Origin of the sequence: Qipengyuania gaetbuli (assembly GCF_009827315.1) — a bacterium.
In the GTDB taxonomy this organism is placed as follows: domain Bacteria; phylum Pseudomonadota; class Alphaproteobacteria; order Sphingomonadales; family Sphingomonadaceae; genus Qipengyuania; species Qipengyuania gaetbuli.
This window is the reverse complement of sequence record NZ_WTYF01000004.1, coordinates 1,922,283-1,948,304: the sequence shown is the minus strand read 5'-3', so window position 1 is coordinate 1,948,304 and position 26,022 is coordinate 1,922,283. Positions and strand designations below refer to the sequence as shown.

Annotated in this window: 27 protein-coding genes; 9 read left to right on the top strand and 18 right to left on the bottom strand. The window is 65.9% G+C overall.

Features of this window, described 5'->3' with window-relative positions; genetic code table 11:
• Window positions 1-25: 25 nt before the first annotated feature.
• Complete coding sequence (locus GRI42_RS12085) at window positions 26-1,570, bottom strand: peptide chain release factor 3 (RefSeq protein WP_160608727.1); 1,545 nt, start codon at window positions 1,568-1,570, stop codon at window positions 26-28.
• Between the two features lie 125 nt (window positions 1,571-1,695).
• Between GRI42_RS12085 and GRI42_RS12080 the strand changes: the two genes are divergently transcribed.
• Window positions 1,696-2,307, top strand: a complete 612-nt coding sequence (locus tag GRI42_RS12080; protein ID WP_160608726.1) for a hypothetical protein — start codon at window positions 1,696-1,698, stop codon at window positions 2,305-2,307.
• Window positions 2,308-2,325: 18 nt separating this feature from the next.
• Here the strand turns inward: GRI42_RS12080 and GRI42_RS12075 are convergent, their stop codons facing one another.
• The 11 genes from GRI42_RS12075 to hisN form a co-directional block, all read right to left on the bottom strand.
• On the bottom strand, window positions 2,326-3,069 hold the full coding sequence (locus GRI42_RS12075; protein ID WP_160608725.1) for an SDR family NAD(P)-dependent oxidoreductase: 744 nt from the start codon (window positions 3,067-3,069) through the stop codon (window positions 2,326-2,328).
• On the bottom strand, window positions 3,066-5,456 hold the full coding sequence (pheT, locus tag GRI42_RS12070) for a phenylalanine--tRNA ligase subunit beta (protein ID WP_160608724.1): 2,391 nt from the start codon (window positions 5,454-5,456) through the stop codon (window positions 3,066-3,068). The genes GRI42_RS12075 and pheT overlap by 4 nt, the downstream gene beginning before the upstream one ends.
• Window positions 5,453-6,553, bottom strand: coding sequence for a phenylalanine--tRNA ligase subunit alpha (gene pheS, locus GRI42_RS12065; protein WP_160608723.1), 1,101 nt, complete (start codon window positions 6,551-6,553; stop codon window positions 5,453-5,455). Before pheS ends, pheT begins: the two co-directional genes overlap by 4 nt.
• A gap of 53 nt (window positions 6,554-6,606) precedes the next feature.
• Window positions 6,607-7,530: a helix-turn-helix domain-containing protein gene (locus tag GRI42_RS12060; protein WP_160608722.1), complete on the bottom strand. Its 924-nt coding sequence runs from the start codon at window positions 7,528-7,530 to the stop codon at window positions 6,607-6,609.
• 53 nt (window positions 7,531-7,583) lie between these two features.
• Window positions 7,584-8,489, bottom strand: coding sequence for a helix-turn-helix domain-containing protein (locus GRI42_RS12055; RefSeq protein ID WP_325065332.1), 906 nt, complete (start codon window positions 8,487-8,489; stop codon window positions 7,584-7,586).
• A gap of 3 nt (window positions 8,490-8,492) precedes the next feature.
• Window positions 8,493-9,416, bottom strand: coding sequence for a helix-turn-helix transcriptional regulator (locus GRI42_RS12050; protein WP_160608721.1), 924 nt, complete (start codon window positions 9,414-9,416; stop codon window positions 8,493-8,495).
• Window positions 9,417-9,532: 116 nt separating this feature from the next.
• Window positions 9,533-9,892 (bottom strand): 50S ribosomal protein L20, encoded by a 360-nt coding sequence (gene rplT / locus GRI42_RS12045; RefSeq protein WP_160608720.1) that lies wholly within the window; start codon window positions 9,890-9,892, stop codon window positions 9,533-9,535.
• 23 nt (window positions 9,893-9,915) lie between these two features.
• Window positions 9,916-10,119, bottom strand: a complete 204-nt coding sequence (rpmI, locus tag GRI42_RS12040) for a 50S ribosomal protein L35 (RefSeq protein ID WP_160608719.1) — start codon at window positions 10,117-10,119, stop codon at window positions 9,916-9,918.
• Between the two features lie 130 nt (window positions 10,120-10,249).
• A complete protein-coding gene (locus tag GRI42_RS12035; RefSeq protein ID WP_160608718.1) occupies window positions 10,250-10,999 on the bottom strand; it encodes an SDR family oxidoreductase in 750 nt (249 codons plus the stop codon).
• A 102-nt stretch (window positions 11,000-11,101) separates the two neighbouring features.
• Window positions 11,102-11,728, bottom strand: coding sequence for a hypothetical protein (locus tag GRI42_RS12030; RefSeq protein WP_160608717.1), 627 nt, complete (start codon window positions 11,726-11,728; stop codon window positions 11,102-11,104).
• A 99-nt stretch (window positions 11,729-11,827) separates the two neighbouring features.
• Window positions 11,828-12,610 (bottom strand): histidinol-phosphatase, encoded by a 783-nt coding sequence (hisN, locus tag GRI42_RS12025; protein ID WP_160608716.1) that lies wholly within the window; start codon window positions 12,608-12,610, stop codon window positions 11,828-11,830.
• Window positions 12,611-12,752: 142 nt separating this feature from the next.
• Here hisN and GRI42_RS12020 point away from each other — a divergent pair, with 142 nt between their 5' ends.
• Together GRI42_RS12020 and GRI42_RS12015 are read left to right on the top strand one after the other, a co-directional pair.
• The gene (locus GRI42_RS12020) at window positions 12,753-13,706 is read left to right on the top strand and encodes a helix-turn-helix domain-containing protein (protein ID WP_160608715.1); all 954 of its coding nucleotides are present in this window, start codon (window positions 12,753-12,755) and stop codon (window positions 13,704-13,706) included.
• A 15-nt stretch (window positions 13,707-13,721) separates the two neighbouring features.
• Window positions 13,722-14,717 (top strand): helix-turn-helix domain-containing protein, encoded by a 996-nt coding sequence (locus tag GRI42_RS12015; protein WP_160608714.1) that lies wholly within the window; start codon window positions 13,722-13,724, stop codon window positions 14,715-14,717.
• On the opposite strand, the gene GRI42_RS12010 is transcribed toward GRI42_RS12015, so the two are convergent.
• Window positions 14,714-15,649, bottom strand: a complete 936-nt coding sequence (locus GRI42_RS12010) for a ribose-phosphate pyrophosphokinase (protein WP_160608713.1) — start codon at window positions 15,647-15,649, stop codon at window positions 14,714-14,716. The two genes, GRI42_RS12015 and GRI42_RS12010, sit on opposite strands and share 4 nt — an antisense overlap.
• Window positions 15,650-15,741: 92 nt before the next feature.
• On the bottom strand, window positions 15,742-16,716 hold the full coding sequence (gene glpX, locus GRI42_RS12005) for a class II fructose-bisphosphatase (RefSeq protein ID WP_160608712.1): 975 nt from the start codon (window positions 16,714-16,716) through the stop codon (window positions 15,742-15,744).
• A 94-nt stretch (window positions 16,717-16,810) separates the two neighbouring features.
• Between glpX and GRI42_RS13870 the strand changes: the two genes are divergently transcribed.
• A complete protein-coding gene (locus GRI42_RS13870; protein WP_170289994.1) occupies window positions 16,811-17,431 on the top strand; it encodes a hypothetical protein in 621 nt (206 codons plus the stop codon).
• Here the strand turns inward: GRI42_RS13870 and GRI42_RS12000 are convergent.
• The 3 genes from GRI42_RS12000 to GRI42_RS11990 all read right to left on the bottom strand — a co-directional run bounded on the left by GRI42_RS12000 (window position 17,385) and on the right by GRI42_RS11990 (window position 20,043).
• Window positions 17,385-18,692: a homoserine dehydrogenase gene (locus GRI42_RS12000; RefSeq protein ID WP_160608711.1), complete on the bottom strand. Its 1,308-nt coding sequence runs from the start codon at window positions 18,690-18,692 to the stop codon at window positions 17,385-17,387. The two genes, GRI42_RS13870 and GRI42_RS12000, sit on opposite strands and share 47 nt — an antisense overlap.
• Window positions 18,685-19,104, bottom strand: a complete 420-nt coding sequence (locus tag GRI42_RS11995; RefSeq protein ID WP_160608710.1) for an acyl-CoA thioesterase — start codon at window positions 19,102-19,104, stop codon at window positions 18,685-18,687. The genes GRI42_RS12000 and GRI42_RS11995 overlap by 8 nt, the downstream gene beginning before the upstream one ends.
• 69 nt (window positions 19,105-19,173) lie before the next feature.
• Window positions 19,174-20,043 carry a hypothetical protein gene (locus GRI42_RS11990; protein WP_234033943.1) on the bottom strand — a complete coding sequence of 290 codons (870 nt, stop codon included), beginning with the start codon at window positions 20,041-20,043 and terminating at the stop codon, window positions 19,174-19,176.
• 348 nt (window positions 20,044-20,391) lie between these two features.
• Between GRI42_RS11990 and GRI42_RS11985 the strand changes: the two genes are divergently transcribed.
• The 5 genes from GRI42_RS11985 to GRI42_RS11965 all read left to right on the top strand — a co-directional run bounded on the left by GRI42_RS11985 (window position 20,392) and on the right by GRI42_RS11965 (window position 23,532).
• Window positions 20,392-21,039 carry an energy transducer TonB gene (locus GRI42_RS11985; RefSeq protein ID WP_234033942.1) on the top strand — a complete coding sequence of 216 codons (648 nt, stop codon included), beginning with the start codon at window positions 20,392-20,394 and terminating at the stop codon, window positions 21,037-21,039.
• A gap of 52 nt (window positions 21,040-21,091) precedes the next feature.
• The gene (locus tag GRI42_RS11980; protein ID WP_160608708.1) at window positions 21,092-21,868 is read left to right on the top strand and encodes a MotA/TolQ/ExbB proton channel family protein; all 777 of its coding nucleotides are present in this window, start codon (window positions 21,092-21,094) and stop codon (window positions 21,866-21,868) included.
• Between the two features lie 78 nt (window positions 21,869-21,946).
• Window positions 21,947-22,477: an ExbD/TolR family protein gene (locus GRI42_RS11975; RefSeq protein WP_199800462.1), complete on the top strand. Its 531-nt coding sequence runs from the start codon at window positions 21,947-21,949 to the stop codon at window positions 22,475-22,477.
• Between the two features lie 36 nt (window positions 22,478-22,513).
• Window positions 22,514-22,960, top strand: coding sequence for an ExbD/TolR family protein (locus GRI42_RS11970; protein ID WP_160608707.1), 447 nt, complete (start codon window positions 22,514-22,516; stop codon window positions 22,958-22,960).
• Window positions 22,961-23,094: 134 nt separating this feature from the next.
• The gene (locus tag GRI42_RS11965; RefSeq protein WP_160608706.1) at window positions 23,095-23,532 is read left to right on the top strand and encodes an ExbD/TolR family protein; all 438 of its coding nucleotides are present in this window, start codon (window positions 23,095-23,097) and stop codon (window positions 23,530-23,532) included.
• Here GRI42_RS11965 and GRI42_RS11960 read toward each other — a convergent pair.
• Window positions 23,529-25,988: a ligase-associated DNA damage response DEXH box helicase gene (locus tag GRI42_RS11960; RefSeq protein WP_160608705.1), complete on the bottom strand. Its 2,460-nt coding sequence runs from the start codon at window positions 25,986-25,988 to the stop codon at window positions 23,529-23,531. The genes GRI42_RS11965 and GRI42_RS11960 overlap by 4 nt on opposite strands.
• Between the last annotated feature and the right edge of the window lie 34 nt (window positions 25,989-26,022).

The window sequence follows — 26,022 nt, the reverse complement described above, 5'->3', positions numbered from 1 at the left end:
CAACGCCTCCACGATTGATTCAACCTCACCTTTCCTTCGTGGCCGAGAAAACCAGCTCCGGATTCTTCTCCTGCTGGTAGCTCACGTCCCACGGGCTCTTGGCCATGAACACGAGATCGCCGTCGCGGTCCTTGGCAAGATTGGCGCGGTTGTATTTCTCGAATTCGTCCATCGCCCTGGCATCGCCCCTGAGCCAGCGGGCGGTGGCGAACGGAGAGGCTTCGAGGCGTGCCTCGACCTTGTATTCCGCTTCGAGCCGGCTGATCAGCACTTCGAGCTGGAGCTGGCCGACCACGCCGACGATCCACTGGCCGCCGATTTCGGGATAGAAGACCTGGATCACGCCCTCTTCGGACAGATCGTCCAGCGCCTTGCGCAATTGCTTGGTCTTGGTCGGGTCTTCCAGCTGGACACGGCGCAGGATTTCGGGCGCGAAATTGGGCAGGCCGGTGAAGCGGATCTGGTTCTTTTCCGAAAGTGTGTCGCCGACCCGCAGCGTGCCGTGGTTGGGAATTCCGATGATGTCGCCGGCTTGCGCCGTGTCGGCCAGTTCGCGGTCCTGCGCGAAGAAGAGAATGGGCGAGTGGATCGCGATCGGCTTGCCGAGGCCGGACGGGGTAAGCTTCATGCCGCGTTTGAAGGTGCCCGAGACCTGCCGCATGAAAGCGATGCGGTCGCGGTGGTTGGGGTCCATATTGGCCTGCACCTTGAAGATGAAGCCGGTGACCTCGTCGCGGTCGGGGGAAATCTGCTCCTCCCCGGCGGGCTGCGGGCGAGGAGGCGGGGCGTATTTCGCAATCGCCTCGATCAGTTCGGTAACGCCGAAGTTCTTCAGCGCCGAGCCGAAATAAACCGGCGTCATGTCGCCGCTGCGATAGGCGTCGATATCGAATTCGGGATAGCCGATCTGCGCCAGCTCGACATTCTCGGCGATCGCGTCGGGCAGGTCGAAACCGGCCACCCGCTTGCCCTTGAATTCCTTCGACGGGCCTTCGGGAACCACCACCTCGCCGCTGGCGAAATCGAGGATGCCCTGGAATTCCCCGCCCATGCCGACGGGGTACATCTGAGGGGAAACGTCGAGCGCGAGCATGTCGGCGATCTCGTCGAGCAGTTCGAACACCGACCGCCCTTCGCGGTCGACCTTGTTGACGAAGGTGATGATCGGCACGCTGCGCAACCGGCAGACCTCGAACAGCTTGCGCGTCTGCGGCTCGATACCCTTGGCCGCGTCGATCACCATGATGGCGGAATCGACCGCGGTGAGCGTGCGGTAGGTATCTTCGGAAAAGTCCTCGTGCCCCGGCGTGTCGAGCAGGTTGAAGGTGATGCCGTCGCGCTCGAAGGTCATCACGCTGGAGGTCACCGAGATGCCGCGCTGCTGTTCGATCTTCATCCAGTCCGAGCGCGCACGCCGCGCCGCCCCGCGCGCCTTGACCTCGCCGGCAAGGTGGATCGCGCCGCCGGTCAGCAGCAGCTTCTCGGTCAGCGTGGTCTTGCCCGCGTCAGGGTGCGAGATGATCGCGAAAGTGCGGCGGGACTGGGTGGTATCGGTATTCGCTTGCGCCATGCGCCGCCCGCTAGACCGCAAGCGCCCCCGCGTCCACCGCTAACCGCGCCGCCCCGAGGGGCGCGCTTTAAGTGAATGGAAACACTCGGCATTTATAAAAGGCGATAATATTCGGGGGAATTACAATGAGCCTGTCCAAGTCAATACTCGCCCTGTTCATGGCCGTTTCGCTGGCAGCCTGCGGTGCATCGGGCGATTATTACGAAAAGCCGCCGGCCGAAGTTGCCAAGGCGATCAAGGGCGCGTACCTGCCGACCCACGTGCTCGGCAGCCAGATCAAGCGCAGCCGCGTCACGCAGCCTTCGCCCGATACCGTGGTAACCACTTTGCTGGGCGCTGGCGGGCGCGAGATGATGCATTTCGTCACCACGATCACGCCAGACGGGTCGGGCAGCCGTGTCTCCACCGAACTCAGCATTCCCGAAGGGGTAAAGGACCGGCTCGACGAAGCCGTGTCGAAGGACCCGATGGCAGCGCATGCGATGGGTGTCATGCAGATGCTGGCCAAGGAACACGTCGCCGCCGCGATCGAGGGACGTCCCTTTGACATGACGCTGGGCAATCCCAACGCCAAGGCCGCGATGGCGATGAACCCTGAGATGAAGCAGCACGTCGATGCCGCCAATGCGGCCGCCGCCGACATCGCGCGCCACGAACAGCAGGCGGATTTCGAGAGCAGCTACGGCAGCGAATGGGGCGAAAGCGGCAGTTCGAGCGCCGACGGCTGGGGAAACTGACCCCGGCTCGGCTCAGCCCTAGCGCGCGATCCGGAAACCGGCGAAATCCTGGCTGACGGGCATCAGTTCGAGCGCGTTGATATTGAGGTGCGACGGCAATTCCGCGACCCAGCGGATCGTTTCCGCGATATCGTCCGCCGTCATCGGGTTCGCGCCGCCGTAGAGCGCCTGGTGCGCATCCTCGTTACCGCCGGTGCGCACCAGCGTGAACTCGGTCTCCACCATGCCCGGTTCGATCGAACACACGCGCACGCCGGTGCCATGCAAATCGGCGCGCAGGCCGAGGCTGAACTGGCGCACGAAGGCCTTGGTCCCGCCATAGGCATTGCCGCCCGGATAGGGGTAGGTCGCCGCCACGCTGGAGACGTTGATCACTGCACCCTTGCGCTCGATCAGCGCGGGCAGGAGCTTGTGCGTGATCGAGGCGAGCGCGGTGACGTTCGTCTCGATCATGGTCTTCCACTGGTCGAGATCGGCGCTCTGCGCAGGCGCCGTGCCGAGCGCGAGGCCGGCGTTATTCACCAGCAGGTCGATGGCCGAGAAAGCGTCGGGCAGGCTGGAGAGCGCCGCATCGCGGGCCGCCTCGTCGCGCACGTCGAAGCTGGCTGCATGGACCTTGTCCGCACCGAGCTCCGTCACGAGGGCATCGAGCCGGTCCTTCCGCCGCCCCGTCGCCACGCAGCGCCAGCCACTGGCGACCAGCGCGCGAACCGTCGCCGCGCCAATGCCCGAAGTGGCTCCGGTGACGAGCGCGGTCTTCATCCGCGCAGCTCCGCGCCCTGCTTGGCGGCGCTTGCCACGATGCTGTCGGAGATCGCCTTGATCTCCTCGTCGGTGAAGGTCTTCTCGCCCGGCTGGAGGATAACCTCGACCGCGACCGACTTCTTGCCTTCAGGCACGCCTTGCCCTGCAAACACGTCGAACACGCGGGCATCGACGATAGACTTCTTGTCCGCGCCGCGCACCGCCTTCACCAGATCGCCTGCGGCAAGGCCTGCCGGCACGAGGAAGGCAAAGTCGCGCGTGACCGCCTGCAGCGCGGGCGGCGCATAGGCTGCGCGGGCAAAGCCGCCGCCGCCGCGCTTGGCTGGAATGGAGTCGAGGAAGATCTCGCCGGCGACCACCGGCCCGTCGATGTCGAGCGCCTTCAGCGTATTGAGGTGCAGCGCGCCGAAGCGGGCGAGCACGGTCTTGGGGCCGAGCCGCAGCGTGGCCGACTGGCCCGGGTGGAACTGCTCGCCAGCTTCCCCCATCACCATGAGGTTGGCGACCGGCGCGCCTGCCGCTTCGAGCAGGGCCGTGACTTCGGCCTTGGCGTCATAGGCATCGAAGCCTTGCGCCTTGCCGTTCGCCCAGCCGCGCGGGGTCCGCTCGCCTGCCAGCACGAAGCCGAGAGTCGGCTTCTCGTCGCTCGAACCGTCAGCTGCGCGGAAATAGCGGCGGCCGATCTCGAACAGGCGCGAGGCGTCCGCACCGCGATTGGCATTGCGGCGGGCGGCCATGACGAGGCCCGGCAGCAGCGAGGGGCGCATGACCTTCATGTCCTCGCTGATCGGGTTGTCGAGCGCCCAGAGCTGCGCGCCGTCACCGAAATGCTCGGCTTCCGCGGCGGGCAGGAAGGACCAGGTCACCGCCTCGTTCAGCCCGCGCGCGGCGGCTGCGCGGCGCAGCTTGCGTTCGGTCTGCTGGAGCGGGGTCGCGGTGGGCTTGGCCACGCCGTCGGCGCGCGGCAAGGCGACGCTGGCGACATTGTCGAGGCCGTGGATGCGGACCACTTCTTCGACGAGATCGGCCGGCCCTTCGATATCGTGGCGGCGCGGCGGGCAGGTGACCTGCCAGTCGCTACCCACGCCGAATTCGAGCGCGGTTAGGATGCGGCGCTGCTCGTCTTCGGCCACGTCGATACCGCCGAGATCGCGGGTCAGAGTGGGGTCGAAGGCGACGACCTTCGGCTCCACCGGCGGCTGGCCGGCGCGAACCACTTCGCTCGCCTCGCCGCCGCAGATGCGCTGGATGAGCGAGGTCAGGAGCGCGAGGCCATCGTCGAGGAAGGCCGGGTCGACGCCGCGCTCGAACCGCGTGCGTGCGTCCGAGGCGAGGCCGAGCTTGCGGCCCGTCACGCCGATCCGCTCGGGATCGAAATAGGCGATTTCGAGGAGGACGTCGGTGGTCGCTTCCGTGACGCCCGAATGTTCGCCGCCCATTATGCCGGCGACATCGTGCACGCCCGCATCGTCGGCGATGACGGTCATGGTCTCGTCGAGCGTGTAGGTCTTCTCGTTCAACGCCTCGACCTGTTCGCCGTTCCTGGCGCGGCGGGCGACCACCGGACCGGTCAGCTTGGCGAGGTCATAGGCGTGCGCCGGACGGCCGAAGGCGAGCATTACGTAATTGGTGATGTCGACAATGGCCGAGATCGGGCGCTGGCCGGCCGCGATCAGGCGGCGCTGCATCCATTCAGGACTCGAGCCGTTCGACACGCCGCGGATGGTGCGGCCATAGAAGGCCGGGCAACCTTCGGGATCGTCGGTGCGGATTTCGACCGGGCAGGCGAAGCTGGGCTCGATTGCCGGAATCTCGATCGGCTTGAACGTGCCGACGCCTGCTGCGGCGAGATCGCGCGCGATGCCGTAGACGCCCATGCAATCGGGCCGGTTGGGCGTGATCGCCACGTCGAAGACGGGCGAGGCGTCATGGTATTCGGCAAAGCTGGTGCCGACCGGCGCGTCTTCGGGCAGTTCGATGATGCCGTCGTGTTCGTCGCCGAGTTCGAGTTCGCGCACGGAGCACATCATGCCGTTCGATTCGACGCCGCGGATCGCGCTCTTGCGCAGTTCCATGCCGTTTGCCGGAACCACCGCGCCGGGCAGGCCGAGCACGCCCTTCATGCCGGCGCGCGCATTGGGCGCACCGCACACGACCTGCAGCGGGTTGCCGTCACCCGTGTCGACAGTGAGCACCTGCAGCTTGTCGGCATCGGGATGCGGGGCCGCGGTCAGCACTTTCGCGACACGGAAGCCTGCGAGGCGCTGAGCCGGATCCTCGATCCTCTCGACCTCGTGGCCGATACGGTTGAGCGCAGCCGCGATGTCCGCCGCGCTTGCCTCGGTTTCGAGGAAGTACTTCAGCCATTCGAGCGAGAACTTCATGCCTTCGCTCCTACGCCAGCGGAAAGGGTCGGCTGGTCGAACGGCGAGAAGCCGTAGTGGTCGAGCCAGCGCTGGTCGCCGTCGAAGAACGCGCGCAAATCATCCATCCCGTATTTGAGCATGGCGAGGCGGTCGACGCCCACGCCGAATGCGAAACCCTGCCATTCCTTCGGGTCGAGCCCGGCGAACCCGATCACGCGGGCATTGACCATGCCGCTGCCGAGCAATTCCATCCAGCCGTGATCCGGCGCATCGCCGTCACCGCCGAGGACGCGGCGTCCGCCCACGTCCTGCCAGCCCACGTCGACCTCGACCGATGGCTCGGTGAAGGGGAAGTAGGAGGGGCGCAGGCGCAGCACGATGTCGTCGCGCTCGAAGAAGGCCTTGAGGAAGGTTTCCAGCGTCCACTTGAGGTGGCCGAGGTGGATGCCCTTGTCGATCACGAGGCCTTCGACCTGGTGGAACATCGGCGTGTGTGTGGCGTCGCTGTCGCTGCGATAGACGCGGCCCGGCGCGATGATGCGGATCGGCGCGCCCTGCGCGACCATCGAGCGGATCTGCACCGGCGAGGTATGCGTGCGCAGCAGCATCCGGCGGCCTTCGCTATCCACGTCGGGGAAATAGAAGGTGTCGTGCATGGCGCGCGCGGGGTGCGTTTCGGCCATGTTGAGCGCGGTGAAATTGTGCCAGTCGTCCTCGATTTCCGGACCGGTGGCGACCGAGAAGCCGAGGTCGGCGAAGATTTCGGCAAGCTCGTCCATCACCTGGCTGACCGGGTGCACGCTGCCGCGGGGTGCGTGCGGCGCAGGCAGGGTGAGATCGAGCGTTTCGGTGGCGAGCCGCGCTTCGAGGGCAGCGGCGTCGATCGCGTCCTTGCGCGCGGCCAGCGCGTCGGCGACGTCGGTGCGCAGCGCCTGGATCTTCGGCGCCTCGCTCTGGCGTTCTTCCGGGCTCATCTTGCCCAGCGTCTTCATCAGTGCGGAGATGGAGCCCTGCTTGCCCAGGAACTCCACGCGCAGGGCCTCGAGTGCAGCGGCATCGCCGGCTTCCTCGATACGCGCGAGCGCGGTGTCCCGCATTGTTGCCAGATCGGTCATTGAATCCTCGGGTTTCGTCTTGCGCGCAGCCTCTAGCGGGATGTGCGGCAATGCTAAAGCCCAGTTTCGGACTCTCTTTCGCGGTCGGGATTGTAGAGTGCCTGCATGGCAACGCCGCTGCCCGCATTGGTCACCGCCACGGCGGCGTGGACGATGGGGTGCGGCAGGGCGGCATATTCGCCCGGCGTCATGCCCATCACCGACCGGAAATCGCGAATGAACTGCGCCTGATCCCAGTAATGCGTGTCGAGCGAGCTGATCCAGTTCATGGAAGGGTCGAGCATGTATTTGCCGAGGCTGCGCAGGAAACGCTGGCGGCGCAGCAGATTGCTGGGCGTGAAACCGAAATGGCGTCGGCAGAACCTCACGAAGGTGCGCGACTGCATCCCCGCGATTTCGGCAAGCTCTGTGACGGTATGCACGTCGGTCGAGGTCACAGCGAGATGGACGTCGCGGATCGCCTTCACATCGGCAAGCGGATCGCCGGCGAGCGAGCGGAAGGTCGCGGCGATGAGGTCGGCAGCTTCCTCCATCCTGTCCACCTCGTGGCACAGGGTCGCCAATAAGTCGCCGAGGCCTTCCTCGACCATGGCAGTATCGACCCGCTCGAAACGGTTCGCCATGGTCGCTGCGGACTGGCCCACGAAACGCGCCCAGCCTGCAGGCGTGAGGCCGATCCCCCAGAAATGCCCGCCAGCGATCCTGAGACGCGTGACCCGGTCGGTCGGGCCGGAAAGGATCGCGGCGGGCGCCTTTGCAAGTGCGCTGTCGCCGATGGCCGCTTCGTAGACCTCGGCCTTGCCGCAGCGCAGATTGGCTTCTTCGGGCGGCAACCAGTCCTCGACCACGGTGCCGGGCGCGACTTCGGTGCGGTAGTAGGCCGAAATATAGGGAGCGAGATCGGACGGCGGCCCGGCCACCTGCAAACGCAGGCCGCCTGCCGCAAATTCGGCACTGTGAAAGACGCGATCCGACATTATGCCCTTCCAAGCGCAGGGCGAGGGCAGGAGTTCCCTGCCTGCAGGAATACTCAGTTGGTGCTCGGCGCGCCTTCGGGCTTGTGCAGGACCTGCACGGCTTCTCCTACGACCTCTTTGCGGGCATGGGCAGCCGCGCCCAGCACCGGATGAGGGAGCCTGGCGTACTCACGCGGAGCCATCCCCATGAACCGCTTGAAATCGCGGGTGAACTGTGACTGGTCGTAATACTGCGGGTCCAGCGTCTCGATCCAGTGCATCGAGGGGTCGAGCATGAACTGGGCAAGGCTGCGCAGGAACCGCTGGCGGCGCAGCAGCAGCTGCGGCGAGAAGCCGAAGGCCTCGCAGGAGAAGCGTTCCAGCGTGCGCGTCGTCATCGACAGGCTCTGCGCCAGCTGGGCGACCGTAGCACAGGCCGGATCGATCAGTGCCTGCTGCGCGCGCACGATATCGTCCTCGCGCTTGTGCGGGGTTGCCAGCAGCGGTTTCAGCATGGCGAAGATGCGGTCGCGCTCTTCCTCCAGCGGGGCCTTGTCCTCCAGCCTGCCGAGCGGCTTGAGATGCGCCAGCGCAGGGTCGCGCTCCACGTCGACCGAACGGTCGGCATAGAGGTTGGCAGCCGCATCGACCAGGCGCGCCCAGCCGAGCGGCAATATGCCGATGCCCCAGGTACGCCCGGGGGGTGCGACGAAATTGATAGTCCGGCTGGTCGGCCCGGTCATCACCATGCGCGGCATGGGCTGCGGGTCTTCGGTACCGATGCCGGCCATCAACTGCCCGCTCGTGGAAACCCTGAGGTTCGCCCATTCGGGATGCAGCCAGTCGCGCACCGCGCTGTTCTGGCCGCGTCCTGAACCGCCCACATTCATGTGGTAGACGGCCGTGACGAAGGGCTTCAGCTCCGGCGGAGGAAGGAAGAACGTAAGGGCTACTTCGCCCTGGTCATCCGATCTTGCCACCCGTCAAGCCTCGCTCAGCTGTTCGCCAGGCGAGGCGCCCGCTTCACGGACCGGCGCACCCCAGACGCGCTGCCGCTCGGCTGCGAAGGCACCGAGAATCGGGTGTGGCAATGCGGCATATTCGCTGGGGCTCATTCCCATGAAGGTCTGGAACTCGCGAAAGAAGTGGGATTGGTCGTGATAATGCAGATCGATCGTTTGTCGCCAATTCTTTTCCTTGGCCAGCATGAAGGCCATCAGGCAGCGCGTCATGCGCTGGCGGCGCAGCAGGAAGCGCGGGGAAAAGCCGAAGTGCTTGCGGCACAGCCGCTCCAGCGTGCGCTTGTGCATCTTCGCGGCGTCGGCGAAGTCCTCGATATGGACCAGGTAGGGGTCGACCATTGCCGCGTGGATTGCCCGGATACGGGCTTCATCCGCGACCTTGCCGGGATGGTCGCGAAAGAAGCCGATCAGCGCCGCAAGCTGCTCATCCTCGTCCCCGTCCGGACTGCACAGCACATCGCAAAGCGGCAAGATGCCGGAAAAGGCAGGTTCCACCTCCCCGTCGCCGGCAAAATCGACATAGTCGCTGGCAGAGGCACCGATATAACGCGCCCAGCCCAGCGGCATGAGGCCGACGCCCCACACTTCTGCGCTTCCGGTTTCGAAATGGAGCGCCCGCGCGCGCGGGCCGGTAACGTGGAGCCGCGCTTCGCCAAGGCGGGTCGGCCCGCTGCGTTCCACCTGCCCTTGCCGCTTGGCGGAAACGCCGCAATAGAACCGCAGGTTTGCCCATTCCGGCTGGAGATAATCCTCGATTGTCTCCCCTTCCGGCAGCGACACCCTCAGGTGGTAAATGAGGGTCAGGTAAGGTTCCAGATCGGCAGGCGGCGGAAAGAAGCGCACGTCCAGCCGGCCGGTATCGTCAGGGAAGATCACCTCCACCATGCGTCACAGAGTAACGCAAATACGGAGACTTAGCCAATCGGACAGGGCAAAAAGAAAGGGCGCCTCCCAAAAGGAGACGCCCTTCCTGAATTCGTCTGGCCCTGTCAGGCCGGCATTCAGGCGGGAAGTGCCTTCTTCGCCTGTTCGATGATCGCCTTGAAGGCAGCGCCTTCGTTCATGGCGAGATCGGCCATCACCTTGCGGTCCAGTTCGATGCCGGCCAGCTTGGTGCCGTGCATGAACTGCGAATAGGTCAGGCCTTCGGCGCGCACCGCTGCGTTGATGCGCTGGATCCAGAGAGCGCGGAAGTTGCGCTTCTTGATTTTGCGGTCGCGGTAAGCGTACTGGCCGGCCTTTTCGACGGCCTGGCGCGCGACGCGGATGGTGTTCTTGCGGCGACCGCGATAGCCCTTGGCCTGGTCTAGGAGCCGCTTGTGCTTCTGGCGCGTGGTAACGCCGCGTTTAATGCGAGGCATATCAGTTTCTCCTTAGTTCGCGATCAGTCGAGGCCGTAAGGCGCCCACTTCTTCACCGTCTTCGTGTCGGCTTCCGACAGGACAGAGGTGCCGCGGTTCTGGCGGATATACTTCGCATTGTGGCTGATCAGGCGGTGACGCTTGCCAGCGACGCCGTGCTTGACCTTGCCGGTGGCGGTGATCTTGAAGCGCTTCTTCACACCACTCTTGGTCTTCAGCTTGGGCATTTTCATCTCCTTTACGGATATCGGTTCGGAGACACGTCCAACCAGCCCTGGCAGCCCTTGTGGCCAGACCGGCGGTGAATCACGTGTCGGTGAAGGGCGCGCAAATAGCGTTTCGCGCGGCGAATGCAAGTCAGAAGTGGGTGAGGTAGCCCCCGTCGACCGCCAGCGTCTGCCCGGTAATGTAGCTGGCCTCGTCCGAGGCAAGGAAGGCCACCGCACCCGCGATCTCGTCCGGCTGGCCCCAGCGCCCCAGCGAGGTGCGCCGCTCGAGATGGGCGGCGATGTCCTCGTCGGCGACCATCTCGTCGTTTGCCTCGGTCGCGAAATAGCCCGGCGCCACGGCATTGACGGTGATGCCCTGGCCGCCAAGCTCCGCCGCCAGCGCGCGGGTCAGCGCGGCGAGCCCGCCCTTGCTCGCGGTATAGAGCACGTCGCCGCGCGCGATATCGGCAGCGATCGAGGTGATGTTGATGATCCGGCCCTTGCCCTTGGCCTGCATCTGCAAAGCCGCGCGGCGGGCAAGGTCGAAAGGCGCTGTCAGGTTCACGTCGAGCATGGCGCGCATGTCCTCGCGGCGCAGGTCTGCCAGCGGCCGCCGGTCGCGCTGGCCGACATTGTTGACGAGGATGTCGAGACCGCCCTCGCCTGCCAAACGGTCGAATGCCGCAGCGGTCCCCGCATCGTCGGCAATGTCGAAGGCGAGAGGTTCGCAAGCCCCGCCGATGCGCAAGGCAGCCTCCTTGAGCGCCGCCGCATCGCGCCCGTTGAGCCAGACCTTCGCGCCGCGCCCGGCAAGGCGCTGCGCGATCTCGAAACCCAGCCCCCGCGCCGCGCCGGTGACCAGCGCATTGCGTCCTGCGAGCGATAGACCGTCCTGCATGGCGCCTTCCTAACGCATTCGCCCGGTTTCGCTACCGGATAGAAAAAGGGCGGGCCGCCTCTCCGGCAGCCCGCCCCCGATTTGGCTTGCAAGCCCGCGAGCTTAGAAGCGCGCGCCGAGCGACAGGCCGATGTGGCCGCGCTGGAAATCGAAGCCGTAGATGTCCGAGGCTTCGCTCACGCCCACTTCGGCACGGCCGTAGAGCGTGCTGGTGAAGCCGTGCTCGTAACCCATCGCGAAGGCATAGCCGCCACCCGTTTCGCTCTCGTCGAAGACGAAGGTGGTGTTGGTGCCGGCATCGTAGAATTCGCCGTCGAGGTAGATGGTCTGCTCGCCGTAGCCGAGCTTGGCATAGACCATGCCCGACTTGCCAGTGATCAGACCTGCATGGATGCCGGCCGACCAGAAGCCGTCCGAACCGACGCACAGGCCGTCGGCGCAGTCTTCGACGCTCGAGGCTTCGTAGTTCACGTAGGGGCCGAGCACGACGCGCTCGCTGACCGGGAAATCGACGCCGATTTCACCGCCATAGGCGATGCCCGAACCGATTTCGTAATTGATGCCGGCTTCTTCTTCGGGATCGTTAATACGCTCCCACGAAAGGCGGCCCTCGACGCGCACGCCGGCCTTGTCGGCGGCAACGGCGTTCGAGCTATCGTAATCCTGTGCCTGTGCCGCTGCGGGCATGGCGACGCCTGCGAGCGCAAGCGCGATAATCGTTTTATTCATGTGTTCTGAGACCCTTTTGAGTTCATGCCGTCCAAACGGCGAACGGGTCCCTAGACGCGGCCAAATGATTGTAAAGTGAACGGCGCGGGCTTTTCCCGCCTATTCGGCCAGCCCCATGGCCTCGAGCACGTCTTCGAGCCGCGCGGGATCGCCGATGGCCAGCACATTGCCGTCGCTGCCCGCATGGAGCGGCTCGCCGGACCAGTCGCACATGAGACCGCCTGCGCCTTCCACGATCGGGGCGAGCGCGGCGAAATCGTGCAGCTTGAGGCCCGCCTCGCACACGAGGTCGACATGGCCGCTCGCGACGAGGCCGTAATTGTAGCAATCGCCGCCGTAGATGATCTTGCGCTCGGCCACCGACTTGGCAAGGCCCATAAAATGGTCCGCCTCGTGGTCGGAGAACTGGTGCGGCGTGGTGGTGGCGAGCACCGCATCGCCCAGCGCACGGCAGGGCGCGCTGCGCACCGGCTTGCCGTTGAAAGTCGTCTCGCGCCCCGAAAAACCTGCCCAGCGTTCGCGCCCGATCGGCTGGTCGATGATGCCGAGCACGGGAAAGCCGTCCTGCAGCAGTGCGATCAGCGTGCCGAAGATGGGTCGTCCGGCGATGAAGCTGGTGGTGCCGTCGATCGGGTCGAGCACCCAGCGGCGCCCCGCGCTCTCGTTGCGGATGCCGTATTCCTCGCCGAAAATGCCGTCATCGGGGTGTTCCGCCTCGATCAGCGCGCGCATTGCAGCTTCGGCTGCTCGGTCGGCTTCGGTGACGAAAGTGGAGTCCGATTTCTGCTCCTGCTCCCAGCTCCCGCGGAACAGCGGGCGGATCGCTTCACCGGCGGCATCGGCGAGACGGTTGGCGAAGGCGAGATCGGAATGCGTTGGCATGGCGGTGCATTTGCTGCATTACACAATACGGTCAAGATAGCTTGATAAAGCATCCCGCCTTCGGGTCGCATCGAAGGGGGATTACGTCACGACGTCGAAGGACGCCACTAACCGGCCGGGGCCTGGTGGCACCGAAGCCGACATGTCGTCGATCCACTCCAACACCGGATCGACGCCAAAAGGCATGCCCCTGTCGCTCAACCGGTCGCCGCACCCCGACCTGCGCCACTGGCTGATGCGCGTGGGCGTGACGTCGGTCGACATGCCCGAAGGCGCCTCGATCGAATGCGCGTCCATGTGCGAGCACCCGGTCCTGCGGATGATCTACGGCGCGAAATGGACCGCCGAGACGGCGGACGGCGTGCAGGAGTTCGAGCCGGGCGAAGAGGGCATGGCGCTCTATTTCGGGCCGGAAACGCGCGCGATGAAGCTGAAAGTGCACGGTTCTTTCCGCGTCGTCTCGGTCAATTGCACCTCCGGCTTCGCGCATAATTTCGACCTTCCCGAGGCGAGCGAGATGCTCGACCGCATCCTGCCTATCGACCCGCTGACAGGACACGGCATCCCGCACGAAGGGCACCGCCCGCAGGACGATCCCGTCGCCTGGCTCGATGCCTGCGAGGCCCATCTGCACGAGCGCATCAGCGAGGCCGGGCTCGAGGAGCCGCACGGCCTGCTCGAGGCTTTCGAATGGCAGTGCCTGACCGCTCCCAATGCCAGCCTTGCCGATTTCGCCGACACGACCGGCGTGACCCGGCGCACGCTGGAGCGGACCATCAACCGCCACTGGGGCGTGACGCCCAAGTTCGCCCTGCGCCGGGCGCGCGCGCTGGACATGGCGGCAGCGCTGCTGGGCGTGGCGGACGAGGACGAAGAGCCCGAGCTTCGCCTGCGCTATTTCGACCAGTCCCACCTGTCGCGGGAGATGCGGTATTTCTTCGACCAGACCCCGCGCGGACTGCAGGTCGGCGATTGCCCGCTCTTGCGCATCACCATGGAAATCCGCCAGTCGCGCCGCCTGGAAGCGCTGGCGAAACTGTCCGCCGGAGAACCTGCCCCGTGGCGGGACCCCGACACCGAACCCGATACCGATTGACCCCCTGTCTATCCCATGCGTGACGAAACCGACGAGCCCCTGACCCCGGACAACCACCTGCACTCGCTTGCGGGCGCCACCCGCGACGGCAATCCGCTGTCGTTCAACCGCGCGGCTTGCGAGGAACTGCAGCCCTGGGTCTGCCGCCTCTACGCCACCAAGGTCGAGGCTCCGGCCGACAATCTCGTGTCCTGCGGGGTGTTCTCCGACGTGCCGATCATCCGCTTCATCCTGCGGGGCGACTTGCACGGCGAGACGGCGTCAGGCTCCTACCTCCATGGCCGCGGGTCCTATTTCTACGGGCCCAATTCCAAGCGCATGCCGGCCACCTTCCGCGGCGGCTTTTCGACCGTGGCGATCCAATTCCATCCCGGGGCAGTGGGCGCGCTCGGCGGTCCGGAGATCGCGCCGCTGGTCGACGAGATCAGGACCCTGGCGGAAGTCTATCCCGCCATCCGCGAGGAATGGCTCGACGAGTTCGACCTCGACGGCACACCGCGCGACTGGATCGATTTGGTCGAACAATGCCTGCTCGACCTCGTCCGGGAAATGCAGCCGGAAGCGCCGAGCGAGACGATCCGCCTGTTCGACCTTGCGACGCTGGCCGACCCGAACCTGCAGGTCGGCGACCTCGCCGACCAGCTGGGCGTCAATCCGCGCACGCTGACTCGGCAGGTGCTGCGCGATTACGGCCTGCCGCCCAAGCACGTGCTGCGCCGGGCTCGCGCACTCGACCTCGCCGCGACATTGCGGGGCATCTGCGAGGGTGCGGAGGGCGACGAAGCGGTGATGCGCTATTATGACCAGTCGCACATGATCCGCGAGTTCAGCGAGTTTTTCGGCATGACGCCGATGGTCTTCACCCGCTCGCCCCAGCCGGTCATCACGCTGACGCTGGAAGCGCGGCAGGCGCGCAAGGCCGAGGCGCTGGCGGTCGCGCACGAGGGCGGGGCGCCGAGCTGGCGCGACCCCTCGTCCGAACTGCCGATGGCAGGGCCGGCCGAAACCTAGTCGAAGAGCGAGCTGACCGAACTTTCGTCGGCAATGCGGCGAACCGCCTCGCCGATCAGCGGGGCGATGGTCAGGATGCGGATACGCTCGGAATCGCTGGCCGCATCGGTTGCGCGGATGGAATCGGTGATGACCAGTTCCTTGAGCGCGGAGCTGTCGACACGGGCCACCGCGCCGCCCGAGAGCACGCCGTGGGTGATGTAGGCGGCGACCGATGCCGCCCCTTCGTCCAGCAGCGCCTGCGCCGCATTGCACAGCGTTCCGCCCGAATCGATGATGTCGTCGATCAGGATGCAATGGCGGCCCGACACGTCGCCGATGATGTTCATCACCTCGCTCTCGCCCGGACGGTCGCGGCGCTTGTCGACGATCGCCAGCGGGGCGTTGTCGAGCCGCTTGGCCAGCGCGCGGGCGCGCACCACGCCGCCCACGTCGGGCGAGACAACCATCAGTTCCTGGTCGCCGTAGCGCGCCTGGATGTCGGCCGCCATGACGGGCGCCGCATAGAGGTTGTCGGTCGGAATATCGAAGAAGCCCTGGATCTGGCCAGCGTGCAAATCGACCGACAGCACGCGGTCGGCGCCCGCTTCGGTAATCAGGTTCGCCACCAGCTTGGCCGAGATCGGCGTGCGCGGGCCGGGCTTACGGTCCTGCCTTGCATAACCGAAATAGGGGACCACCGCCGTGATGCGCCGCGCCGAGGCGCGCTTCAGCGCATCGATGCAGATCAGCAGTTCCATGAGATTGTCGTTCGCCGGATAGCTGGTCGACTGGACGACGAACACATCCTCGCCGCGCACGTTCTCGTGGATCTCGACGAAGATCTCCTCGTCGGCGAAGCGGCGTACCTGCGCGTCGACGAGCGGCAGTTCGAGATAGCCCGCGATCGCGCGTGCGAGCGGCAGGTTCGAATTGGCGGCCAAGATCTTCATGCGTGCGAATCCCCGTGAGCGGCTGTGCAATCCGCCTAGCGACACGTCATGGGATTGCAACATGGCATGGCGGGCCTTTCCCCGCCCGGAACCTATTTCGTGCGGTGTTCGCCCTTGATCCAGCGCACGGTGCCGCTGGAGGCGCGCATGACCACGCTTTCGGTCGTCATGATGCCACCGCGGCGGTACTTCACGCCTTCGAGCAGCGAGCCCGAGGTCACGCCGGTCGCGGCGAAGATGCAGTCGCCCTTCACCAGGTCGTCGCGCGTGTAGATGCGGTTGAGGTCTTCGATGCCCCACTTGCGGGCGCGGGCCTTCTCGTCGTCGTTGCGGAAGACGAGGCGGCCGTTGAACTGGCCGCCGACGCAGCGCAGCGCGGCTGCCGCCAGCACGCCTTCCGGCGCGCCGCCCTGCCCCATGTACATGTCGATGGTGGTGTCCTCGTCGGTCACGGCGATGACGCCGGCCACGTCGCCGTCGCCGATCAGCACCACGCCGCAGCCAAGGCTGCGCAGTTCGGCGATGAGGTCGGCATGGCGCGGGCGGTCGAGCACACAGACGATGATGTCGCCCGGCTCCACGCCCTTGGCGGCCGCGACCGCCGTCACGTTCTCGGTCGGGCTCTTGGCAAGATCGATGATGCCTTCGGGATAGCCCGGGCCGACCGCCAGCTTGTCCATGTAGACGTCGGGCGCGTTGAGCAGGCAGCCCTCTGCCGCCGCCGCGAGCACGGCGAGCGAGTTCGGCCCCGCCTTGGCGGTGATGGTCGTGCCTTCCAGCGGGTCCAGCGCGATGTCGATCTTCGGGCCCTTGCCCGGCGCTCCGCCGACCTTCTCGCCGATGAAGAGCATCGGCGCCTCGTCGCGCTCGCCCTCGCCGATGACCACGGTGCCGTCCATGTAGAGCGTGTCGAAAGCGCGGCGCATGGCTTCCACGGCTGCGGCGTCGGCGGCCTTCTCGTCGCCGCGCCCGATCAGCTTGGAGGCGGCGATGGCGGCAGCTTCGGTCACGCGGACCATTTCGAGCACGAGAACGCGGTCGAGGGGATTTTCGGCAGGCGAGTTCATGGCGGGTTCAGTCCTTGAAGCCAGTTTGGGGAGCGACCGGGTGGGCGGTGCGCGAATTCGTATGCGCCGCGCCGATAGACGCAGGAGCATGACATTGTCGAGACGCGTCCTTGCGGTCGTACCCGTCCTCATTGCCGCAAGCCCGTTCGCCGCTTCGGCGAAGGACGCCCTCCAAGCCCAGTCCGCCACGCCGCCCGAGCGCATCGATTTGCGCGTCCAGCTGGAGGAGGACGGCCCGAAATTCGAGGATTGCAGCGCCGAGCAGGATGCCGCCGAAATTTCCGGCGAGATCATCGTTTGCCGCCGCCAGACCGGCGACGAGAACCGCCTCTACGACAAAGAAGCGGCCGAGCGTCGCCATGCGCAGCGCACGCAGGGCCAGAAGCCGGTGGAGATGTTCGGTATCCCGAACCATGGCCCGGTCGTCGCGCGCGGCTGCTTCATTCCGCCCTGTCCGCCGCCGATGCCGGTGCTGATCGATATCGAGGCGCTGCCCGAAGCGCCGCCCGGCTCCGATGCCGACCGCATCGCGCGCGGCCTTGCGCCGCTGGGGCGCGAGACGCCTGTCAGCCAGCTGAGCGAGCCGCAGGTCGTGACCGAGCCGGGCCGGCAGGACAATGCCGACGCGCTCGGCCTTCCCCCCGCCCCGCAGGGGCAGGCGGCAGGGGTCAGTCCTTCAGGATCGGCATCACCAGAGGCGGAGCCGTCAGGCTAGGCGAGCCGTCGAGCAGCGCCAGCGCCTCGTCGACGCAGCGCTCCGGCCCCTCGTGGGTGACCATCGCCACCTGCACCTCGCCGCCCTCGTGGTCGCGGCCGCGCTGGATCAGGCTTTCGATGGAGACGCCCGCATCGCGCATCGCAGCGGTGATTTCTGCCAGCACGCCCGGGCGGTCGGCCACGGTGAAGCGGATGTAGTCGCGGCCCACGCGCTGACCCGGATCGGCGGGCGCGCATTCGCGCAGCGCCGTGACCGGCACGGAGAACGGCGCCCCGCTCTGCCCGCGCGCGATCTCGATGAGGTCGGCTACCACGGCGCTGGCGGTCGGCTTGTCGCCCGCGCCTGCGCCCTGGAACAGCAGCCGTCCCGAAAAATCGCCTTCCGCCACGACTGCATTGGTCGGGCCCGTCACGGCGGCCAGCGGATGGCGGAACGGGACGAGGCAGGGCCGCACGCGCTGGAGCAGGCGCGGCTCGTCGCCGCTTTCGTCGAAGGCGGCAGTGCCGACCAGCCGGACCACGTAGCCCAGCGCATCGGCCTGCGCGATGTCCGAGGCACGCACCTTGGTGATGCCTTCGGTGCGCACGGCGTCGAAATCGATCCGCGTGCCGAACCCGATGGCGGCCAGGATGGCGAGCTTGTGAGCTGCGTCCACGCCCTCGATATCGAAGGCAGGGTCAGCCTCGGCATAGCCCTTCTCCTGCGCGGCGCGGAGCATGTCGTCGAAATCGGCGCCGGTGCGCTCCATCTCCGAGAGCACGTAATTGCAGGTGCCGTTGAGGATGCCGTAAATCCGGTTGAGCGCATTGGCCGCCGTGCCTTCGCGCAGCCCCTTGACCACCGGGATGCCGCCCGCGACCGCCGCCTCGAAAGCGAAGGGGGCGGACTTGATCGCGGCGAGTTCGGCCAGTTCGAGGCCGTGGTGGGCGACCATCGCCTTGTTCGCGGTGACGAAGCCCTTGCCCGCATCGAGCGCGGCGCGGGCGAGCGTCAGGGCCGGACCGTCCGACCCTCCGACCAGCTCGACCACGACATCGACATCGGCGCGTTCGGCCATGGCATGCATGTTGTCGACCCAGCCATAGGGCGACAGGTCGACGCCGCGGTCCCGGCCGCGATCGCGCGCGGTCACCGCGGTAATCTCGATCGGCCTGCCGGCACGCGCCGCGATCATGTCGCGGTTGGTCTCGATCAGGCGGATTACGCCGGTGCCTACTGTGCCGAGGCCGGCAAGCGCGATGCGCAGCGGATCAGCCATGGACAGCCTCCCGCGCCGGGAAGCCGAAGGCAGTGCGCACGGCATCGGGAACCGGCGTCGGGCGTCCTTCGGGCAGGTCGACATGGACGGTGAGCAGACGCATTTCCGCGCGCAGGTCGCCCGTTTCCGCGCCGTGCAAGGTCACCAGCGTTTCCATGCTGGAATTGCCGATGCGTTCGATCGTCAGGCGGCCCTCGATCAGTTCTTCCAAGCGGATGGGCGCGAGGTAATCGACCTCTGCCCGGCGGACGTGGAACTCGACATCGGCGGGCATCCCCCGCTCCTCGCGCGCTTCGCGGAAGAACTCGCTGACCAGCAGGTCGGCATATTCGAGATAGCGCGAATTGAAGACGACGCTCTGCGGGTCGACCTCGGCGTAACGCACGCGGAAGGTATGGGAAAAGGGCTTCATGCCGCCCCGCCTAGCGCAGGCAGGGCGGCGAGGTGAACCAGTTTGTCTTTGGCAGGCCTAAGCGCGCTTTCAGTTCCGCGTGCGCTCGCACGGGCCGAGCTGGTCGATCACGAAGGCATAGTCGCGTGCCGCCAACGCCCTTGCACCCGCATCGCGCGACAGGTTCGCGCTGCCGGGCAGTTCGGCGGGAAGGCTGCAGGCGAGGCGATACCAGGCGATGGTGCCGGCGCGCGGCGCGCGGGCGGACTGGTCGACGATCTCGGTCCAGGACACGCCCCAGCGCGGAGCCTGTCCGGGGCGGCGCACGATGGTGACGGACACCGGCCCGTCGTTCGCCGTGTCGAGGAAGAGCTGGGTTTCCGATTCGCCCACCAGCGTCCCTTCGACGGCCAGCGCGTCGCTGATACCGGTGACTGCAGGAGGTGCATCAGCGGCGAGGAGGTCGGTCAGGATCGGCCGCAGGCGCGTTTCGAGCTCCGGCGAATAGGGCAGTTGCGCCCCGCTATCGACCAGCTGGATTTCACCCGGGCGACCGGCGACGGGGCGCGCGAACAGCAGCACTTCCTGCTTTTTCAGCTTGGGCGGCTTGCCCTTGGCATCGAGCGGCACGTCGACGAGATAGCGCAGTTCCTCGCCGACCGGCACGGTGCCCGAAATGAGCGCCGAGGTGCGTGCCTCGATGTAAAGGCGGGCATGGCCTGGCGCGAGACCGCGGGCCCGCTCGGGCTCCACCGTCGCCTGCTTGCGAATCTGCGCCTTGATCACCAGCGGCGTGCCGTCGGCCAGGTCGACGAGGTCGGCATAGGTGAGCGGCGCCGGGGCAGCCTGCTGCGCGGCGGCCGGAGTCGCGATCGCGAGGACGGCGGCGCAGGCAAGTATATGTCGGGGAAGCATGATCGGGACGAACCTCGTGATTTCTCGGGCGCTTTTCTCAGGCATGGCTCAATATGCCATGGATTCGGCGATAACGGTCATACCTTCCAGCGGTGCCGTGAATCCGCCGTTAACCGATAAAGCGTTTGCCCCTATCTGGCATCGCAGCTAAGGGGATGGCCAGAGCCGGGCGAATGATACAATATTGCCTGAATGGGTCCACTTGCGGATTTTTTCGGGAACAGCCAAAGGCCTGCACCGTCGTTACCCCTAGGGTAATGCACGTGTGAAAAATGGAATTCGGCGTCGGGATTACGGTTGAGTAAGCCACCCCCCACGGCGCCAGAACGGCCCGGTGCGAATCGGGCAGACACGATGGAGTGATGCAACCGAATGGCTTATGCTGACCAAGAGATGAGTGGCAATCGCATCGTTGCGATCATCATCGTTGCCCTCATCCACATAGGACTCGGTTACGCACTGATCACCGGCCTGGCACTCGATGTGGCCAAGTCGGTTGTCGAACGCGTGACCACGATCGACGTGGAAGAACCACCGCCGCCGGAGCCCGAGGACGAGCCGCCGCCGCCGGAAGATATTCCCGAAACGGCCCCGCCGCCGCCGGTGGCCCCGCCGCCGCCGATCAATATCGCGACGACGCCGCCCCCGATCCGTACGCAGACGACGATTCCGCCGCCGGCACCGCCCGCGGTCCGGATTCCGCCGCCCGCTCCGCCGGCTCCGCCCGCTCCGCCGCCCGTCAACAAGTCGCGTGAAGCGACGCCGAAGGGCCTCAGCGGCTGGGCTGCCCGAATCCAGCGCAACTATCCGCGTCGTGCGGAACGCGATGGCATCGAGGGCAACGTGACCGTGCGCGTCACTGTAGGACCCGACGGCCGTGTCTCGGCCTGTTCGGTCTCTGCTTCGAGCGGCAATGCCGACCTCGACGCTGCAGCCTGCGACGGCATGAGCCGTTACGCCCGCTACGATCCGGCGCTGGACCAGAACGGGAACCCGATTCCCGACAGCGACGTGCGTACGATCAGCTACCGTTTGAACTAAGAATCCGCCCGGTCTTGGGCCTGAAAGCAATTACCTAAGAGGATTACTCGCTATGATTATCGAACTTCTTGCCGCGGCGGGCGATGCTGCTCCGCAGACCTCTTTCGGCTTCTGGGAAGCCATGGAACAGGGCGGTTTCGTTGCCTGGTTCATTCTCTCCGTCATGATCATCATGTCGGTGGGTTCGTTCTACATCCTCTTCACCAAGCTGTTCGAACAGCAGAAGGTGATGAACCAGTTCAAGGGCGTCCGTCAGAACTTCTGGCGTGCAACCACCCTCGACGAAGGCGCGAAGAAGCTGGACAAGAACAGCGCATGGCGCCAGCTGGTCGACGATGCCGTCAAGGCTCGCGACAGCCACCACCAGATGGGCGACAGCCTCGAAGCCCACGACTGGCTGCACGGCTCGCTCGCTCGTTCGGAAGCCAGCATCAACGCCAAGCTCGCAGGCGGCCTGCCGTTCCTCGCGACCGTCGGTGCAACCGCACCGTTCGTCGGTCTGCTCGGTACGGTTATCGGTATCTACCGCGCTCTGATCAACATCGGCGCTGCCGGTTCGGCATCGATCGACAAGGTCGCCGGCCCGGTCGGTGAAGCACTGATCATGACCGCCATCGGTCTGCTCGTCGCCGTTCCGGCCGTGTTCGCCTACAACTGGCTGCAGAGCCGTAACCGTCGCATCGCCGAACTGATGACCGGTTTCACCACCGACCTGCTCGCCAACATCAGCTCGGACGGCAAGATCCGCCCGGCAGTGATGACCGCGACTTCGACCCAGCAGGCTGGCAAGGCTGCCGCTGCTCCGGCCGGCACCACGGTCAAGAAGTAAGCTGGATCGGCGGGGGCCTGACGGTCCCCGCCATTCCCGCAAGCAGTCGATAAGTTTTAGCTACGGACAGGACACAAGATGGCGGTTTCAGTAGGCGGCAGCGCGGAAACGCCGATGTCGGACATCAACACCACCCCGCTCGTGGACGTGATGCTGGTGCTTCTGATCATCTTCCTTATCGCGGTCCCGGTCGCGATCCAGACGATCGAGAAGCTCGAGATCCCGATCTTCGAGTCGATCGAATCGAAGGATAAGGTCGAGAACCTGCTCCTGACGGTCAGCACGACCGACGCTGCAGGCCGCAGCGCGGGCGAGGCCGGGTTCGAAGGGGCTGCACGCAACGGCGAATGCCGCGTGTACTTCAACAACACCACGCCGGTGACGTCTGAAGAGCTCTACGACCAGGCATTCGAACGCCTCGACCAGATCGTTCAGCGCTACGGTGGACCCGAAGCGATCATGGAAGATCCCGAAGCGATCCCGCAGGTCCACATTCGCGGCGACGTGAATGCTCCCTGGTCGTGCGTCGCAGGGGCGATCTACAACGTGCAGGCGGCCGGTTACCCGACCGTCGGCTTCATCTCGAACCCGGTCGACCCGAACGGCTGACCGGCTTCGAGCCCGAATTTCTAGGGAGATACCCTCATGGCAATGTCAGGCGGCAAGGATGATGGCGCGCCGATGATGGAAATGAACATGACGCCGCTTATCGACGTCCTGCTCGTTCTCCTCATCATGTTCATCATCACCATCCCGGTGGCGACCCACTCGGTCGACATCGACCTTCCGCAACCGAACCCCAACCCGCCCCCGGTCACGGTGGAGCCGGACAAGAACAAGCTCGTCATCACGCAGGGTGACGAACTGCTCTGGAACGGTGAAGTGATCCAGGAAGGCGATCTGGTGAACCTGCTCGCGCAGTCGCTGACCATCAATCCGGAACCCGAACTGCAGTTCGAGCCGGAAGCCTTGGCCAGCTACGAAGCTTCGGCCCGCGTGCTTCAGATCATCAAGTCGAGCGGCGTGACCAAGTTCGGCTTCGTCGGTAACGAACGTTACCGCACCTTCGGCAAGTCGGCTTCGGCCCAGTAACGCCGGACAATCGGAACATGGGAAAGGGGCGGAGCGATCCGCCCCTTTTCTTTTGCCTGCGGGAAATTCGGCGCTAACTTGTCCTACTCCAATTCTATGGTATGTTATCTTGTCTCATGCAAAGGAGGAGAAGCATGCCTTATCCCTCGCGTACCCTTGCTCCGGCCGGCCGGCCTATGGGCGACATGAACATCACGCCGCTGATCGATGTCATGCTGGTCCTGCTGATCATGTTCATCATGGTGATCCCCATCGCGACCCATGCGCTGCAAATTCCGCTGCCGTCGGGCGGCGCGACCGAGGAGATCAGGGACGTCAACGTCGTCACCATCGACGCGCAGGACCGCCTCTACTGGAACGGTGCCGAGTTGGACCGGCAGCAGCTTCTCAACCAGCTCGCCGCCGGTGCGGACATGCCCGAGGAACCGCTCCTGCGCTTCGAGCCGCACGCCTTCTCCAGCTACGAGGCCTCGGCCCGCACCATCGCGCTCATCAAGGACGCCGGCGTGACGCGCTTCGCTTTCGTCGGGAACGAGAAGTATCGCGAATTCGGCAGCAACGTCCCCAACTAGGGCAAATCGTCGACCCGCATCGCTGCGCCCGCAAGGCTCTCCGCCTCGAGCAGCAATTCGTCGTCGACCGAGCCCTGCGGTGTCGCCTCGCGCCCGATCATGACCATGACGGGTACGGCCAGCGGACTGACCCGGTCGAGCTCGACATGGACCAGCTGCTCTGCCGATCGGTCGAGCAGATTGCCGAGGCGGCCCACGTCGGTCATCCGCGTGCGCGCGTCGGCCCAGGCCGCCTCGAGCAAGACATGGTCGGGCTCGTACTTGCGCAGCACGTCGTAGATAAGGTCGGTCGAGAAGGTGACCTGCTTGCCGGTCTTGCGCTTGCCCGGATGCTGGCGTTCGACCAACCCGCCGATCACCGCGACTTCGCGAAAGGCGCGGCGCAGGAGGTGCGAATTTTGCACCCATTCGATGAATTCGTCCTGCAGGATATCGGGCGACAGCAGCGGCGCAGGATCGGTGACGGGCTTGAGCCCCCAGACCGCTAGCGAATAATCGTTGGCGACAAACCCGCCCGGCATCAGCCCCCGGTCCTCCATGCGCCGTGTAATCAGCATGCCGAGGCTCTGGTTCGCGTTCCAACCCTCGAACGTATAATAGACGCTGTAATGGTGCTTGGCGTGCGGGAAGCTTTCGACCAGCAGCTGGCCCGGCCCCGGCATCCGGCTGCGCCAGTCCTGCACTTCCAGCCATTCGCGCACGTCGTCGGGAAAGCGCGCCCAGCCTGCGCGGTCCACCAGCATCTCGCGCACCCGGTCCGCGAGGTGGGTCGTTAGCGGCATGCGCGCCCCGCCATAGCTCGGGATCATGGCAGATGCCTTGGCGGCCTTCACCACCACCTCCATGTCCTGCAGCTTGACCACTTCGAGGCTCATGCCGGCAAAGGCGAAAGTATCGCCCGGGCTGAGCGAGGCGGCGAAGCGTTCCTCCACCTTGCCGAGGCTACGCCCGCCCCTGCCGCGCCCGGCATTGATGCGCACGTCGAGCATTTCGCTGTCGATGATGATCCCGGCGTTCATGCGGTGCCGCTGCGCCTGTTCGGGATGGCTGAGGCGCCACACGCCCTCACGGTCGCGCACGATGCGCTTGAACTTGTCGTAGGCGCGCAGCGCATAGCCGCCCGTGGCGACGAAGGTCAGCACGCGCTGCCACACCTCCTCGTCGACCCAGGCATAGGCGAGGCTGGAGCGGATTTCGGCCAGCAGCGCCTGCTCCTCGAACGGGGCGGCACAGGCGCAGGCCATGACATGCTGCGCCAGCACGTCGAGGCCGCCGGGGCGGAAATCCTCGCCGTCGCGCTGGCCCTCGTCCACCGCTTCCTTGGCCGCGGTCGCCTCGAGGAACTCGAAGCGGTTGCCGGGCACCAGCAGCGCGCGGCTGGGCTGGTCGAGCCGGTGGTTGGCACGCCCGATGCGCTGGAGCAGGCGCGATGAACCCTTGGGAGCGCCCATCTGGACGACGAGGTCGATATCGCCCCAGTCCACGCCAAGATCGAGGCTGGCGGTCGCCACGAGCGCACGCAGCTCGCCGCGCGCCATCGCCCCTTCGACCTTGCGCCGCGCCTCGCGGGAAAGCGAACCGTGGTGGATACCGATGGGCAGCTTGTCCTCGTTCACGTCCCACAGGTTCTGGAAGATGTATTCGGTAAGGAAACGCGTGTTGGTGAAGACCAGCGTGGTGCGGTTCCTGCGGATCTGTTCGTAAAGCTGCGGGATCGCCCAGGTCGCCGCATGGCCGCCCCATGGCACGCGCTCTTCATCGGGGAGCAGGATTTCGACTTCCGACGGCGCGCCTTCCTCGCCTTCCACCGGCCGCACCGAATCGAGATCGCCCCAGGGGGCAAGCCATTCGCGAAAGGCTTCCGGACTGGCGACGGTGGCCGACAGGGCCACGCGCTGCATATCGGGTGCGATCGCCTGCAGCCGCGCGAGGGCCAGCGCCAGCAAGTCGCCCCGCTTGCCGGTGGCGAAGGCGTGGACCTCGTCGATAACGATCCGCTTGAGGCCCGCAAACAGCGCGAAGCTGTCTGGGAAGGACAGCAGCAGCGAGAGGCTTTCGGGCGTCGTCAGCAACACGTTGGGCGGCTTCTGGCGCTGCCGGCGCTTGCGGTCCGACGGCGTGTCGCCGCTCCGCGTTTCGACCGTTATCGGGAGCCCCATTTCCTCGATCGGGGTCAGGAGGTTTCGTTGGACGTCATAGGCAAGCGCCTTCAGCGGCGAGACGTAGAGCGTGTGCAGCCCTTTGTGCGGCTTGCCGCCGGCCAGTCGTGATGGGGTGAAATCGGCCAGCGTCGGCAGGAACCCCGCCAACGTCTTGCCCGCTCCCGTATCCGCCACCAACAGGGCATGGTCGCCGGCATCGCTCGCCGCGAGCATTTCGGCCTGGTGGCGGCGCACGCACCAGCCGCGACCGGCGAACCAGTCTGCGATTTCCGGCGGGATGGACACGTCGCTCACGCTGTCAGAGCGAGCCGGATGGAAGTGCGTTCCC